Consider the following 14301-nt stretch of genomic DNA (forward strand, 5'->3'; position numbering starts at 1 on the left):
CCCGGCTTGCGGCTCTCCGGGCTCTCTGGTCGGGTGCCGTGGCCGGCGTCGCGGTCCGGCCGGGAAGCCGGCACGCGCATGGAACGGTGACCTGCGCGCTGGCGGTGCATCACAAGCCCCGCCAGCGCACGGCCCCCGCCAAGAGTCAGCGGGGGAGGCCACGCGCTGATCCACAACCACGATGACGGTGATCTCTTCGCACCGGTACGCCAAACCATCGCCACTTCTTCGCCACTTGGACGGGGGAGAGCCTCAAGCAGGACACACTTTTGTCCCGCTTTGATATGGATTCTCTGGAGGGCGATCTCGTGCCGGGCGAAGCGAAGTGGCGAAGAAGTGGCGACGGTTTGGCGTACCGATGCCGTGCGCCTTCCGTCACCGTTGAGGCAGGCCGCGATCGTGGCCACGCCCCAGGGCGTCTCGAACACGAGGAGACGAGGGTGCCCTCAACAACCGCCGAGCTGATCCGTGACCGGAGCCTCGGAGAGATGGTGAGCCACAGCAACGTCGAACTCGCCGGTCTCGACGCCCCGCAGCGCGTGGCCCGCGCGGCAGTCCACGACGCGCTGGACAGCGACGCCAACGAGGCCTGGATGTACGACCTCGACGTCGTCGCCAGCGAGGTCGTCACCAATGCCCTGAAACACACCCCTGGAGTGGTCCGGATGCGCCTGGAGATCTACGAACGAGGTGTGGCCATGGGCGTGATCGACCGCGGTGCCGACTTCGACCCCCTCACGGTGGTACCGGCCACTGCAGACCCGGACGAGATGATTGAGGCCACCGGAGGCCGCGGCTTGCTCATCGTTAGTTGCCTCGCCCGCGAGCTGAAAGTGGAACCGGTAGCCGGCGGAAAGATCGTCACCGCAGTTCTCGAACGGACGGCAGGTGCGCGTTGACGGGCGCATACACCCTCACGCCGCGCCACCTCGGCAGAGGCCTGTGGGCTCATCCGCTGGGCGTCAACACCGGATCCGTCGGCCTGACAGATGAGCGTGATTCCGGCACGTCCGCCAACGAGGGGTGCCTTCTCGACGGCCTGCGCTGTGCAGTAGAGCTCGGCGCCAATCTCCTGGACACGTCAGACTCCTACGGCGCAGGCCGTGCGGAACGGATGCTCGAGCGCATCCTGCGCGAGTACCGCAACGAAGGTCTGATCGTGAGCAGCAAGGTCGGACGGATTCGCGGGTCCGCGCCGCACGCCTACGCCGACCGCAACATCCACCGGCAGTTCCAGCAGACCCGCGACAACCTGTACGTCGACGAGGTCGACATCTACACCCTCGACTCCTGGGACTTCGGCCTCCAGGACCGCTACCTGGGCGGCGCCATCGACCAGGTGCGCACACTGCAGCAACTGGGCGACATCAAGGCGATCGGCATGCGCGGCCCGTACATCCACTACGGAGCGACACCCGTGGAGCGCAGCGCCTGTGCTGAGCGCTTCCTCTACCTCTTCCGGCTCATCAAGCCGGACATCATCTGGACCCGGTTCAACGCCCTCACGTCGGTGATCTCCCTGGAAGGCGAAGACCTGTTCGGCTTCACCGCCCGCCACAATGTCGGCGTCATCCTCGCCGCGCCGCTGGCCCATGGACTACTCACCGGCAAGGCGCTTCCCAGCGCGATGCCCCGTCTCGGTCCCCTTGACGCAGCGGCGAGCACCCGCGCCCTGGCCCCGCAGGCACTCGATGCCATCGCTGCCGGCCTCCACGCATTGCGCGACCACTTCGGCGACACGCCTGGCGTTTTGACCCGGCTCGCCTTGCGGTCATGCCTGCAGAAGGCCGATCACGCCGCAACGGTCGTCGGCTTCACTCGCGAGGACCAGGTCACCGAGAACTTCCGCTGCCTCGGACCACCCCTCACGCCGGCCGAGCTCGCCCTGGTCGACGAGGTCTACGCCCAGATCCGCACAGGGATAGAGGAGTCGACCGAGCGCCAAGGCGCGCGCAGGGCCAAGGTCTGACCCCGCCGCGTGCAACAGCCCGCCAGCGCCCACCCCGCATGGAGACACGGATGACGACGACCACGGAACAGGCCCCGGACGGGACCTTTACCATCAGCAAGCGGTTCACCTTCGACGCTGCGCACCAGCTCACCAGCCTCGGGCCGGACCACATGTGCGCCCGCCTGCACGGGCACGGCTACCGCGTCGAAGCGGTCCTGTCCTGCGCAGAGGACGAACTCGTGCCACCGGGCTTCGTCGTCGACTTCAAGGACCTCGAGCCGCTCGCGCGGTACATCAAGGACACGCTCGACCACCGCAACCTGAACGAGGTACTCGGCTTCGAGCCGACCTCGGAACTGCTCGCCCGCCATCTCGCCCACTGGTTCCTCACCCACTTCACCCCCGCTGTGGCGGACCGGCTGATCCAGATCCGCGTCAGCGAGACCGAGAAGACCTGGGCCACCTACACCCTGAACCGGAGGACTGCGTGACTGCCAACCTGCAGCTGGACACGGACCACGAGTTCGAACTGATCATCGCCTACACCTTCGGCGACACCCAGCCCACCTTCCAGGGCGAAGGCCCGAGCGCCGGCACACCCGCCCTCTTCATCCGCCTGTCGCGCTGCAACCTCACCTGCCTCTGGTGCGACACCAAGGAGACCTGGGACTGGGTCAACTACGACATCAAGAAGGAGTCCCACAAGCGCACCGTCGACGACCTCGCCGCCTGGGCCTTGGGCCAGAACGTCGAACTGGTCGTGATCACCGGCGGTGAACCGCTGCTGCAGCAGAAGAAGCTCGTTCCCCTCGTCCAGCGCCTCCTCGCCGGCGGCAAGCGCATCGAGTTCGAGACCAACGGGACCATTGCCCCCCTCCCGGAACTCCTCATCGACGGCGTGCGGTTCAGCGTCTCGCCCAAGCTCGCCAACTCCGACGTCGCCGAGCACAAGCGCATCGTCCCGCAGGCGCTGCGCGCCTTCGCCGCCAGCGGCCAGGCGATCTTCAAGTTCGTCACCCGCACCGTCGGCGATCTCGACGAGATCGCCTCCTACGCCGAGCAGTTCGGGCTCGCCCCGGTCTATGTCATGCCGGAGGGCGCTACCGCGGAGGGGCTTGTGGCTACGACCCGTTTGCTGGCCGACCACGTCCCCGCCCGAGGCTGGCACTTCACCCAGCGGATGCACATTTTCGCCTTCGGTGACAAGCGCGCCCGCTGACCCGACTACCTTCCCCTTTCGGAGGACACCCGTGACCCAGCCCCTCACCCGTACCGAGACCGCGCCCGTGCAGCGCGTCTTCGAGCACAAACGCATCTGGAACCTGGACCAGGAGGCCTTCCAGACTGCCGCCACTCTGATCGCCGCCCACGAGCCCCGCCCCGACGCCGTGATTGGCATCGCCCGCGGCGGCGTCCCGCTCGCCCGGGAACTGGCGGCGCACTTCGGCGTCGAGGCTATCGAGATCACGGCCCGGCACAACACCACCGATGACCTCTTCCTGGAGGCCACGGGCCGCGTGCAGCTGCCCACCACGGCCGCCGATGCCCTCGGCCGGCTGGCGTCCGGGCAGCGGCTCCTGGTCGCCGACGACATCTGCGGCACTGGCGCCACCTTCAAGGCCGTCCTGCCTTTCCTCACCGAGCGCCTCGCCCCCGGGCAGCTGCGCAGCGCTGTGTTGTGCCGCAGCCGGGCGGCCGACTTCAGCCCCGACACCTGGGTGTGGGACACCCTCGACTGGGTCCTCTTCCCCTGGAACGAGCCGACCGACCAGCACACCGAAGACCTTGCGGTGCCCGCCGCCGTGCGGACGAAGGAGTCGCTGTGAGCACGATCGCGTTCTGCCTGCTCACCTACCGGCCCGACCACCCCTCGGGCATCGAGCGAAGCATCGCCGCCCTCGTCGAGGGCGTACGCCGGCTCGGCCACACCCCCCTCATCCTGGCGGCCGGCCCCGCCTCGCCCAGCGATGTCGCCGAGCCGGGCATGGTCCGTTTGGACTCGGTCCGCCTGCCCCGTCCCGCCCTCAACGACGACGTCCTGCGGGCCCTCGCCGACCCGCAGCCGGTCATCGAGGAAGTGCGCGGCATCCTCGCCCGCCACCAGGTGGACGCGGTGTGCTGGGCGGACACCCTGTGGGGCCTGGGCTACCTGAACCCGGTGCCGGACGGCGTCCGCTCTGCCCTCATGGTTCACAAGATCCGTCGCAGCGGCGAGGACCGCTGGCAGCAAGCCCTGGCCGCCGTCGACGTGGTGTGCCCGGCCAGCGACTACCTCGCCGCGGAAGGCGCGCAGGCCGGCCTGGACACCAGCCGCTGGGTGACCGTCCCCAACGCGCTGCTCACCGACCCCGCACCCGTCCCCGCGGACCAGCGCGAAGCGTTGCGAGCCGCCGGACCCATTCGCATCGCCTCCCGCGTGGAGCCCGCCAAGGGCTTGGCCGAGCTCCTCAAGGCTATGCCCGCCGACTGGGAGCGGCCGATCGAACTCGTCCTGGCTGAAGCCGACTTCGAGTTCTTCCCCGGCATGCAGCGCGACGTCATCGCCGCCTGCAAGGAACAGCAGGCCGCTCGGCCCGAGCTGATCCGCATCCTGCCCGCGCTCGGCTGGCGCGAGGTCCCGCAGTTCCTCGCCGGAGCCGCCGCAACTGTCATCTCCTCCACCGAACCCGAAACCTTCTGCCACACCGCCGCCGAAGCCCTTTCCGTCGGCACACCCGTGATCACCTTCGACTTCGGCAACGTGCCGGGCCTGGCGGGTCCCGCCGGCCGCGCCGTCCCCCTCGAGCACGGCGCGGACGCCCTGTGGAAGGCCCTGCGCGCCCTGCTGACCAGCCCCGACGACTACCAGGCCGCCAGCCAGGCCGCCCCCGACCGTGTCGCGGCCTTCAACCCGGCCGCAGCCGCCCGGACGCTACTGGCCGCACTGCAGATCTGACGCGATCAGTCTCCGCCTTGCCGCACGGGCGCGCCGTGCGGTCCCGTCGCTCCCTTCCCACGGACAAGAGGAGGGCCTTCATGTTCGGCCTGAAACCCGGTGACCGCGCCCTCGTGGTCAGCACCCATCTCGACGACGAGACCCTCGGCCTCGGCGGCACCATCGCCAAGCTGACCGAGCACGGCGTCGACGTCGATGTCCTTGCCGTCGCCTGCACTACCGCGCCCATGTACGGCGGCAGCTCCGACGCCGGCACCCGCCGCGCCGAGTTCGACGCCGCCTGCTCCGTCCTCGGCGTCCACCAGCACCACGTGGCCTGGGTCGACACCGACCACGCCGCCCACCCCGGAACGTACCTGCCCGAGTTGGTCGCGCTCATCGAATCCGGGCCCGGCCCGTGCCTGAACACCAGTCGGCCGCATGTCCTGTTCATCCCTACCGCCGACGCCCACCACCAGGACCACCAGGCCGTCCACACCGCCGCGCTCGCCGCGGCCCGGCCCGGTGCCGCGGACACACGGTGGATTCCGCCCCTCGTCCTCGGCTACGACGGACCCGAGGACCGGTCCTGGCGAGCCGCCGACGAACCGCGGACCGTCGTGGTGGACACCAGCACCGCCTGGCCGACCAAGGAGAAGGCACTGCGCTGCTACACCAGCCAGCTCCGTGAGGCCCCGCACCCGCGCAGCACGGCCAAGATCCGCGCGCTCGATGAAGCGGCCGGTGCCATGGTCGGAACGGAGACCGCTGAGCGGTTCCTCCCCTACCGGATGGCCTTCTGATGACCGCTCGCACCGACGTACTGGTCGTCCACCAGCCCGCGTACCTTCCGTGGCCCGGCTACTTCTCCCGCTTGCTCGACGTCGACCGGCTCATCCTGCTCGACCACGTGCAGTACACCAAGGGCGGTTGGCAGAACCGCAACTTCGTCCGCAGTCCCCGCGGTGAGCGGGTGCGCCTCACGGTGCCGGTCACGGGGCGGTTCGGGCAGCCGATCCGTAGCGCCCGCATCGCCGACGATCGCTGGCGCGCCCGCCATTGGCGCACCCTCACCGAGTGCTACCGGCACGCCCGCTACTGGCCGCAGTGGGAAGGGCCGCTGCGGGCGGTTTACGGCCGCTCCTGGACGCACCTGGCCGACCTAAACCAGGAGCTGATCCGGCTCCTCCTCGACGCGTTCGGGCTGCAGATCGAACTGGTCCGCTCCTCCGTCCTCACCCCCAGGGGGACGAAGACGGACATGCTCATCGACCTGTGCACGAACACCGGCACTCGCGTGCTGCGGGTGGGCACCGGCGCTGCCGAGTACCTCGACGTTGGCCTTCTCGCGAAGGCCAAGATCGGCGTCGAGGTCGCCACCTACAGCAGCCCCCCGTACGACCAGGGACGCGGGCCCTTCACCCCCGGTCTCTCCGCCCTGGACCTGCTGTTGCATCAAGGGCCCCAGGCCCGCGCAGTCCTCACCGACAGCGCCCACCTGCGGCCGTGGGCCCCGGAGATGGCGGTGCTCGGATGACCACCACCGACACCCGCCTCCCCACCACCGGCGGCATCGATATCGGCGAGGTCGAGGCGCTCTACCGCAAGCTCCTGGTCGCGCTCGGCCAGGACGTCGACAGCGAAGGCTTGCGCGACACCCCCGCTCGAGTCGCCCGCTTCTGGAAGGACTTCCTCCAGCACGACCCCGGCACCACCGACACCGCCTTCACACACCAGGAATCCGGCGGCCAGTACGTCGTCGTCAGCGGCATCCGGGCCTGGAGCCTGTGCCAGCATCATCTCCTCCCGTTCCGGCTGGACGTCCACATCGGCTACGTGCCGGCCGGGCGGGTTCTGGGCCTGTCGAAACTGCCGCGGATCGTCCAGACCTACGCCCACCGGCTGCAAATCCAGGAGGCGCTGACCACGCAGGTCGCTCACGAAGTCGCCGCGCTTTCGGGCAGCGGCGACGTCGGAGTGTGGTCGGTCGGTGAGCACCTGTGCATGGCCATGCGCGGCGTCCGCGACCAGGCCGCCCGCACGACGACAGCCTGTCTGCTCGGCCGGCTCGAGAGCGACGACCGACTCGCCGAACGGCTGCGCACCGCCGCCTTCCTCCCTCTGGGGGCGCGATGAGCAGGCGGATCGCGCTGGTGAACGTCGAGGGCACCAACGGGGTCGGCAAGACCCACCTCAGCCGCCAGGCCGCAGAGCGCCTCGGCCCCCGTTGCGTCCCGCTGGTCGAACTGCCCGACGCCCCGCCCGCCGGATTGCCCGGCCAGGTGATCGCCGCACTGCACCAGGACGGCGACCTCTTCCTGCGCACCGGCCACCCGCGCACCGAGACCCTGCTCCTCATGGGACTGCAGGTCCACCGCTTCGAGAGCCTGGGCCCGGTGACACCGGGACAGGTCGTCCTGGAGGACCGCGGCCCGCACTCCGTGGCCATCTACCAGGCCGCCGTGCTCGCCGAGACGGAACAGCACTCCGACGAACAGGCCCTGACGACCGCCTGGCACATCCTGTCGACGATCGAATCCTGGCGCCCGCAACCCACCGCCACGATCTTGCTGTTCGACGACCCTCGCCGCTGCCTCCAGCGATTCGAGCAACGCATCGGCCGTACCGCCACCGCCAGCGAGCGCTCCCTGATGGCCCGGGCCGACCGCCTCTACCGTCTGCTCGCCCACACCCAGCAGGGCCAGTACTACGTCCTCGACCGCCAACAGGTCGACGAGCCGCACGCCGTCGCCTTCATCACCGATGTGTGCCAGCGCGCCGCGGCCGCCGCCACGCCGAAAGGAGCCGTCCCGTGCCCGACCGGAACGTGACCGTGCTGTGGGCGCTGCGCTCATGGTGCGCCTCCCACAAGTGCCTGCCGTGCTACTTCAACTGGCCCGAGAACGCCACGCTCCAGGCCCTGCCGCGGTCCGGCGTGCTGGACCATCAGTCGCCGGACGACGTCCCCACCCAGCAGCTGTTCGCCTTTGCCCGCACCCTGGGCGACTCGCCTGTCCGCCGCGTCTTCCTCGCCGGCGGCGAGCCGCTGCTGTGGGCCCCGGCCCTGAAGCTGATCGAGATCCTCAAGACCCAGAGAATCGAGGTCGTGGTGTGCACCAGCGGCCCGGCCCTGAACAAGCCGGGCATGGCCGAGCGGCTGGTCGACCTCGGCGTAGACGCGTTCTCGGTCTCGCTGGACTCCACCGACGCCGAGTACAACGACCGCTGGCGCCCGCCGCGCAAGCCCGGCTTCGGTTGGGAGGGCGTCGTCAACGGTATCCGTACCGTCCTGACGGCACGCGGTGACCGGCCGCAACCCCGGGTCGGCATCTACAGCATGATCACTAAGCTCAACCTGGACGCCATCACCACGGTGCCCCGTCTGGCCGCCGAGCTGGGCTGCGACTACTTCGTCGCGCAGCCCGTCTCGCTGCCCGCCGACCACAATCTCCACGACGAGCTCGTGCTCACCGAGACGGACATTCCGCGCCTGCGCCGGGAGTTCGGGCAGCTCTACGCCTCCGGCCTGCCGCTGACCCTGCCTTCCGCCGACTACCCCGGCCAGTTCGTCTCGGCCGTCCAGGAGTCGACCGGTCTGGTCCGAGACTGCTTCGGCGGCAACGACCTGTTCTTCGTCGAACCCGACGGCTCGGTATGGGACTGCCCCTCCGCGCTGCGCATCGCCCAGACCCCGCCTCAGCGGCGCCGCAACATCCGGGAGACCACCGCGGCGGACGCGTTCCGCCCGGCGGGCTGCGCGGACTGCGCGCTGTTCAGCGTGGACTGCGTCAACATGTGGCCCCTCATGGGATTCGACCGTGTCGTGGACCCCGCACCCGCCGGGAGCACATCGTGAACGCCGAAGTCGATCCCGCGCTGATGCAGGCATTGGAGCAGGTTCTGGCCCGCATGCCCGACCCGGCCGGGCGCCGCGAGGCCGAAGCGCTGGAGAGCGAACTGGCGTCCGCCTTCGGCGCGCGGCACGCCGTTGTCGTGGCCTCAGGAACGTCAGCGCTGCACACCGCGATCGTAGCCTGCGGCATTGGCCCTGGCGACGAGGTCCTCATGCCTGCCACCACCGTGGTCATGCCCGTCGAGGCCGTCGCCGCGACGGGCGCCACGCCCGTCTTCGTCGACTCCGCCCCAGACGGAGGCGGCATCGACCTCAAGGACCTCTCAGCCAAGAGGACCCGCGCCACGCGGGCGATCCTCCCTGTCCACCTCGCCGGCCGCACCGACGGCATCCACGAACTGGCCGCGTACGCCCAGGCGACCGGACTACGCCTGATCGAGGACGCGTGCCAGGCGCAAGGCAGCCGCACCCGCGGCCGCGAGGCCGGCACGATCGGCCACATCGGCTGCTTCTCCCTCAAGGACGGCAAGATCATCTCCAGCGGAGAGGGTGGCTACCTCCTCACCGACGATCCGGAACTCGCCGCGCGCGCCGCCGCCTTCCGCACCCACTGGCACACCCCGGCCCCCGATGCCCCGGCCGGCAGCCGACTGGGGCTCGGCCTCCGGCTCGCCGAGCCGCTGGCCGCCATCGTCCGCCACCAGCTCGCCTCGTTCGATGACGCGCTCGCCCGCCGCAGACACCAATGCAGGATGCTGCACGAACTCGTCGACGACACGCCCGGCCTCGTCCCGAACCATGCCCCGGACGAGCAGGAGCCCAACGGCTACAGCGCCCTGTGGCACCTCACCCTCGACCGCCCGCGGGCGTTCAGCGCGCGCCTTGCCGAACACGGGGTGACCAACAGCGTCGGCACCTTCGGTCTGCGCACCGCCCCCGAGCATCCTGCATGCCGTGAGCTTGGCCAGAATCCGTGTCCGAACGCAGCCCGTGCGGTAGACCGACTCCTGGCCGTGCCCTTCACCGCTCGCATGGACGAGGAAGACCTCCACCAGATCGCGGCCACGATCCGCCGGGAGGCCGCACAGTGGACATCCTGACCCGCCTGCACTGCACCTTCGTCGTGATCGACTTCGAGGCCTTGACTCCCGCGGGGCGGCCCGCCGAGCCCACCGAGGTCGCCGCGATGGCGCTCGTCGTGCGGGACGGCAAGCTGGTGGAGGACGGCCGCTTCGAGTCGCTGATTCAGCCGCCGGACGACGTGCCGGTGACCTCCCGCGACATGAGCCACGGGATCACCGAGGCGGCGCTGCGGTCCGCCCCACCCGCGGCCGCGGTGCTCGGCGAGCTGGACGGGTTGCTGTCGACACCCCCCTACCGGCTGGTGGCGCAGCACGCTTCGACTGAGGCCGGGATCATCGCCCGACAGGGGGAGCACTGCCCCACCCTGGCCACGACGCCGCTCGTGGACACCGTGAGGATGGCCCGGAAGACCGTCCGCGGCATGTCCTCGTACGGGCTGGACGAGCTGCTGCGCTACTACGGCATCCCCAAGCCCGTGCAGCGGCACCGGGCCATGCCGGACGTGGAGGTGACAGCCGAGGTCTTCAGGCTGCTGTTGGAGGAGGGAGCGGCCGCGGGCCACTGGTCGACGCTTCTGGAACTCGACGCGGCTGCCGGTCTTCAACCGCGTCCCAAACCGTCGGTGGAAGCCACTGTCCAGGACACGCTGTTCGGGCCCGGCGGCGGGTAGCTCAGATGCTGTTAACCCCGACTGCGTCGCCGATCCGTCCGAAAAGCTCCTTGGCCTGCAGCCGGGAGTCCTCGGCGATGCTCGGCGCCTCGGCCAGTTCCTGCTCGGTGAACCAGCGGACCTCATGGACCGGCTGCCGCGACGGCGTGGTGTCGTCCACTACGGCCACGAAGACGTGGTCGACGTGCCGGTGCGGCGCGCGCGTGTGGTTGTCGGCGCCGGCCCGCATCTCGCACACGTACCACGGCGCGATGACCTGCGTGTGCGGGAAACCGGCGGGCAGCGGCAGCGCCGGCCCTGGCAGCAGCCGGGCGGTCAGGCCGGTCTCCTCGTCCACCTCACGCACCGCCGCCTCGGCGGCGCTCTCGTCACTCTCCACGTGTCCGCCGGCGGGAAGCCACTCCTCCAGACGCGGATGCCACACCAACGCGCAGCGCCACACCCCTTTCTGGCCACGGTTGAAGACAAACACGCTCGCGGTGGATTCCTTGACGACCATCAGCGCACATCCCTCGGTTCGACAGGCACTTCCCGGCCCAACGGGGCACGGCCGCCCCAGGCCCGCATCGAGCCTCCCACAGCTCCCAAGGCCACCACCGCAGATTCGCGCCACATCACCCGCGCCTTCGCCGATCCGACCCCCAGCCCTCGGGAGGACCCCCATGGAACCCGTCTGGAACGGGATGCTGACCTGCGACTACGAGCGCAGCCGCCCCGCGAGCACGCTGCTGGAGTGGGACCTTTACACCACGTCACTCATAGCCTGGCCGAGGGTGCTCCTGGAGGATCCGACCCCGTACGGGCGGCTGCGGCGGCCGGGCATCGTCGACATCGACGAGCCCGTGCACCATCGGCTCCTCGCCGCTTTGGAGAAGTTCCTGTCCGACCCCGATCGCGTTCGGGACCTGGCCGATCGCACGGCTCTCCATCGGGAACAAACCGCCCACGCACTGGACCAGGCCGAACAAGCCCTGGCCGACCGGGACCTGAAGGCCGCAGACGAAGCCATCGCACGGGGGACGGCGGCGTTCTTGAAGGTCATGTCCGCCCACATTGTCAACTGGCTGCTTCCCGAGCAACCGTGGGAGGACCTCCTGAGCCAGGTGCTGTCCAGCCGGGCCCGCGCCCGGGACTGCATCCTCGCCCTGGCCACCCCGAACCGCACCGGCCACCTGCTGCAGGCGCACCGTCTCCTCCTGGAAGCCGCCGCGAGTATCCGTGACGGACGTCCCCTTGCCCTGGCCGCGGCCGACGTCAGCGCCCGGGCCGGAACTCTGTACGGGGCGGGCTCACCGGCGGCTGCCGCCATGCCCTTGGAGGACCCCGACCGTGCCGCCGACCTGCTGCGAACCCTGTCAGCCAGTGCCGACCCCGAATCCGAGCTTGTATCCCTCACCGGCTCCCTGGACCGTTCCGCCGCCGTACGCGCGGCATGGGACACCGGCGCCCTACTGGCTGCCAGCGGCCACCCCGCCCAACTCGCCGCCGTCCGCGCCCTGAGCGCCGCCCTCGCCTGGGCCGCCGACAGCGAGGAACGCCGCAAGGAGTTGCGCCACCGCTACCTGTCGCTGGTGCGCCGCTGGTGCACTGCCAGCGAGCACGATGCCACCCGCGTCACCACACCCGACTTGCTCGCCTTGGGAGAAGGCCGATGACCCCCAACGCCTTGCTGGCCCTCGACCAGGCCCACGATGGGTCCCGCGCCGGCGGGAAGGCCGCCGCCCTGGCCCGGCTGATCCGCAAAGGCCTGCCGGTTCCCGAGGGCCTGGTGGTCCCGGTCGGAACACCGGAGAACGCCGTGCCGGCCCTCGTCGACCGCATTCTGGCCTGGGCCGAACAGCGTGCTCCGTACGGCCTGATCGCCCGATCCTCCGCCGTCGCCGAGGACGGCGCCAGCGCCTCGTTCGCCGGGATGTACACCTCCCGCTTCACGCCTGCCCGCCCGTTCCCACTGCGCACCGCGATTACCGCGGTCCAATCCTCCACACTGGAGCCGACGGCCCAGGCCTACGCGCGGCTTCATGGCGTCACGGCCGCTCCCGGGATGGCCGTGGTCATCCAGCCCGCGCTTCGTCCAACTGCCGCCGGCGTACTGGCAGCCGAGGTGCTCGCCGGCCGGTGCGTCCGCTGGCGGATCGAAGCCGTCCGTGGCCTGGCCGAGCCACTCGTCAACGGCACCCAGGCAGGCGAGGTCCACGCCGGCCTGCGTCACACCACCCATCCAGTCCAGCCCGCCGAGCAGCGGGTTATCCTCTTGCCGGCCACCCCCGACGAGCTGCGGCTTCCACCGGGGGAGTGGGCGCCGGTCGCCGGCTTCCACCGAGACGAGACGCTCGCGAAGATCAAGACGTCACAGGAAGGCGTTCTTCACCTCTACACACCGGCGTCCTGGGCGGCTGTTCCCGTACTGAGCGAAGAACGCTGCCAGGTCCTCCTGGACAGAGCGGTTGCTGCCGCGGCAGCGCTGAGCATCGAACGTATCGACGTGGAGTGGGCCTTCACCGCCGACGGCACCCTGCACCTGGTGCAAGCACGCCCGCTCACCCGCGCCCTCCACGAAGGCCGTGCAACTGGTCGGCACTGTGAGGACGGCTGGAGCGGCATCCCCGCCGTCGCGGGCACCGGAGCAGGCCCCGCTGTTCGCATCGGCGACGGCACAGCCCTGACCGGTGCCGTGCTGATCTGCGGCGCGCTCGGTCCCGAAGCTGCCGGCGCCCTGCTTGAACAGCCCGCCGCGGTCGTCTCCACCACAGGCGGGCCGCTCTCCCATACCGCGATCATCGCCCGCGAGCTCGGCATCCCCTGCGTCACCAACGTCAAGGCCGCGACAGAGATCCCGGCGGGGCACCTGATCGAGGTCAACGGCACTGAAGGCACAGTGCGTCCCGTCGCGGGCATCCCAGAGCAACGGACGGAACGCGACCGACTCGACGGAGAGGCGGTCGTGGTCCAGCACCTGCCGGCCATCGCCCCGCGCGACGGGCGTGCCGCTACGCTCCTGCTGCACTCACCGTCAGGGCAACGCCCTGTTCTCCCCACCCCCACGGCGTCGGCCGAGCACGGGACGGTGGGGGTGCTGATCGTGGACGAGGACGTCGCCACCCCGGAGCTGCCGGGCTTCCAAGTGGTTCGTCTGAAGCTCGGACGCCTGCTGTGGCCAATGGACGGCGGCGACGTGCCGGACACCATCGTGGCCGTCGATCCGAACGGCCGGATCCTCCACCGTCGAGGCCTTCATGACTGATCTCCTGGACGACACCGACGGTCTCGTCGTGGACTGGGACGGCACGGTCGTCGACAACCACCGGCGCCGTTTCGATGCGCTGCGCCAGGCGCTCGTGCCGTACGGCCTCAAGGTCGAAGAGGACTGGTACACGGCGCATGCCGGGCTGCCGGTACGCGACCTGCTGTACGCCCTGGCCGACGGACGCGAGGTTCCGGTCGAAGAGGTCGTTGGCGCCAGCCGACATCGCCTGCTGAACGGCCCCCCGCCCGAAGTGATCACGGCGACCCTGGACCTGCTCGAGCAGGCCCGTGCGCGCAGCATTCCCCGGGCCGTCGCGTCCAGCGCGGCCGCAATTCTGGTGCACACCGGGATCGAGCGCCTGGGACTGGACCGGCTTCTTCCGGTCGTGGTCACCGTCGAGTCCGTGGCGCGCGGCAAACCAGCTCCCGACGTTTACCTGGAAGCGGCGCGTCAGCTGGGGGTGGCGCCCTCGCGCTGCCTGGCGGTGGACGATGCACCCGACGGCATTGCCGCAGCTCGGTCAGCGGGCATGCGGCTGCTGACGGTGAGCGGCACCACTCTGGTTCCGGTCACGTGAGCCAAC

17 protein-coding genes are annotated in these 14301 nt (G+C 70.2%); 16 read left to right on the forward strand and 1 reads right to left on the reverse strand.

Going from position 1 to position 14301, the window contains the following annotated elements:
- The first annotated feature begins 440 nt into the window (after nucleotides 1-440).
- The 13 genes from ADK41_RS00675 to ADK41_RS00735 all read left to right on the forward strand — a co-directional run bounded on the left by ADK41_RS00675 (nucleotide 441) and on the right by ADK41_RS00735 (nucleotide 10471).
- On the forward strand, nucleotides 441-899 hold the full coding sequence (locus ADK41_RS00675; RefSeq protein WP_051842877.1) for an ATP-binding protein: 459 nt from the start codon (nucleotides 441-443) through the stop codon (nucleotides 897-899).
- Nucleotides 896-1969: an aldo/keto reductase gene (locus ADK41_RS00680; RefSeq protein WP_037803341.1), complete on the forward strand. Its 1074-nt coding sequence runs from the start codon at nucleotides 896-898 to the stop codon at nucleotides 1967-1969. The genes ADK41_RS00675 and ADK41_RS00680 overlap by 4 nt, the downstream gene beginning before the upstream one ends.
- Before the next feature lie 50 nt (nucleotides 1970-2019).
- Nucleotides 2020-2442, forward strand: a complete 423-nt coding sequence (locus ADK41_RS00685) for a 6-pyruvoyl trahydropterin synthase family protein (RefSeq protein WP_030819532.1) — start codon at nucleotides 2020-2022, stop codon at nucleotides 2440-2442.
- Nucleotides 2439-3170, forward strand: coding sequence for a 7-carboxy-7-deazaguanine synthase QueE (locus ADK41_RS00690; RefSeq protein WP_030819530.1), 732 nt, complete (start codon nucleotides 2439-2441; stop codon nucleotides 3168-3170). The genes ADK41_RS00685 and ADK41_RS00690 overlap by 4 nt, the downstream gene beginning before the upstream one ends.
- Before the next feature lie 31 nt (nucleotides 3171-3201).
- Complete coding sequence (locus tag ADK41_RS00695) at nucleotides 3202-3777, forward strand: phosphoribosyltransferase (protein ID WP_051842874.1); 576 nt, start codon at nucleotides 3202-3204, stop codon at nucleotides 3775-3777.
- Nucleotides 3774-4886 carry a glycosyltransferase family 4 protein gene (locus ADK41_RS00700; RefSeq protein WP_030819526.1) on the forward strand — a complete coding sequence of 371 codons (1113 nt, stop codon included), beginning with the start codon at nucleotides 3774-3776 and terminating at the stop codon, nucleotides 4884-4886. Before ADK41_RS00695 ends, ADK41_RS00700 begins: the two co-directional genes overlap by 4 nt.
- Before the next feature lie 80 nt (nucleotides 4887-4966).
- On the forward strand, nucleotides 4967-5668 hold the full coding sequence (locus tag ADK41_RS00705) for a PIG-L deacetylase family protein (protein ID WP_030819524.1): 702 nt from the start codon (nucleotides 4967-4969) through the stop codon (nucleotides 5666-5668).
- Complete coding sequence (locus ADK41_RS00710; protein WP_030819522.1) at nucleotides 5668-6402, forward strand: WbqC family protein; 735 nt, start codon at nucleotides 5668-5670, stop codon at nucleotides 6400-6402. The genes ADK41_RS00705 and ADK41_RS00710 overlap by 1 nt, the downstream gene beginning before the upstream one ends.
- Entirely contained in the window at nucleotides 6399-7001 is a 603-nt protein-coding gene (gene folE, locus ADK41_RS00715; protein ID WP_030819519.1) for a GTP cyclohydrolase I, read from the forward strand. Before ADK41_RS00710 ends, folE begins: the two co-directional genes overlap by 4 nt.
- Nucleotides 6998-7696, forward strand: coding sequence for a thymidylate kinase (locus tag ADK41_RS00720; RefSeq protein ID WP_158717626.1), 699 nt, complete (start codon nucleotides 6998-7000; stop codon nucleotides 7694-7696). The genes folE and ADK41_RS00720 overlap by 4 nt, the downstream gene beginning before the upstream one ends.
- Nucleotides 7678-8721: a radical SAM protein gene (locus tag ADK41_RS00725; RefSeq protein ID WP_030819517.1), complete on the forward strand. Its 1044-nt coding sequence runs from the start codon at nucleotides 7678-7680 to the stop codon at nucleotides 8719-8721. Before ADK41_RS00720 ends, ADK41_RS00725 begins: the two co-directional genes overlap by 19 nt.
- Complete coding sequence (locus ADK41_RS00730; RefSeq protein ID WP_030819515.1) at nucleotides 8718-9818, forward strand: DegT/DnrJ/EryC1/StrS family aminotransferase; 1101 nt, start codon at nucleotides 8718-8720, stop codon at nucleotides 9816-9818. Before ADK41_RS00725 ends, ADK41_RS00730 begins: the two co-directional genes overlap by 4 nt.
- Nucleotides 9806-10471 (forward strand): 3'-5' exonuclease, encoded by a 666-nt coding sequence (locus tag ADK41_RS00735; RefSeq protein WP_030819514.1) that lies wholly within the window; start codon nucleotides 9806-9808, stop codon nucleotides 10469-10471. Before ADK41_RS00730 ends, ADK41_RS00735 begins: the two co-directional genes overlap by 13 nt.
- A gap of 1 nt (nucleotide 10472) precedes the next feature.
- On the opposite strand, the gene ADK41_RS00740 is transcribed toward ADK41_RS00735, so the two are convergent.
- The gene (locus tag ADK41_RS00740) at nucleotides 10473-10970 is read right to left on the reverse strand and encodes an NUDIX hydrolase (protein WP_030819512.1); all 498 of its coding nucleotides are present in this window, start codon (nucleotides 10968-10970) and stop codon (nucleotides 10473-10475) included.
- A 163-nt stretch (nucleotides 10971-11133) separates the two neighbouring features.
- Between ADK41_RS00740 and ADK41_RS41510 the strand changes: the two genes are divergently transcribed.
- Genes ADK41_RS41510 through ADK41_RS00755 form a run of 3 tightly spaced genes read left to right on the forward strand, consistent with a single transcriptional unit; the run spans nucleotide 11134 to nucleotide 14295 of the window.
- Complete coding sequence (locus ADK41_RS41510; protein ID WP_030819509.1) at nucleotides 11134-12126, forward strand: hypothetical protein; 993 nt, start codon at nucleotides 11134-11136, stop codon at nucleotides 12124-12126.
- Nucleotides 12123-13715, forward strand: coding sequence for a PEP/pyruvate-binding domain-containing protein (locus tag ADK41_RS42410; RefSeq protein WP_030819507.1), 1593 nt, complete (start codon nucleotides 12123-12125; stop codon nucleotides 13713-13715). The genes ADK41_RS41510 and ADK41_RS42410 overlap by 4 nt, the downstream gene beginning before the upstream one ends.
- Complete coding sequence (locus ADK41_RS00755; RefSeq protein WP_051842867.1) at nucleotides 13708-14295, forward strand: HAD family hydrolase; 588 nt, start codon at nucleotides 13708-13710, stop codon at nucleotides 14293-14295. The genes ADK41_RS42410 and ADK41_RS00755 overlap by 8 nt, the downstream gene beginning before the upstream one ends.
- Nucleotides 14296-14301: the final 6 nt, after the last annotated feature.

It is taken from the genome of Streptomyces caelestis, from assembly GCF_001279005.1.
Lineage (GTDB): Bacteria > Actinomycetota > Actinomycetes > Streptomycetales > Streptomycetaceae > Streptomyces > Streptomyces heliomycini.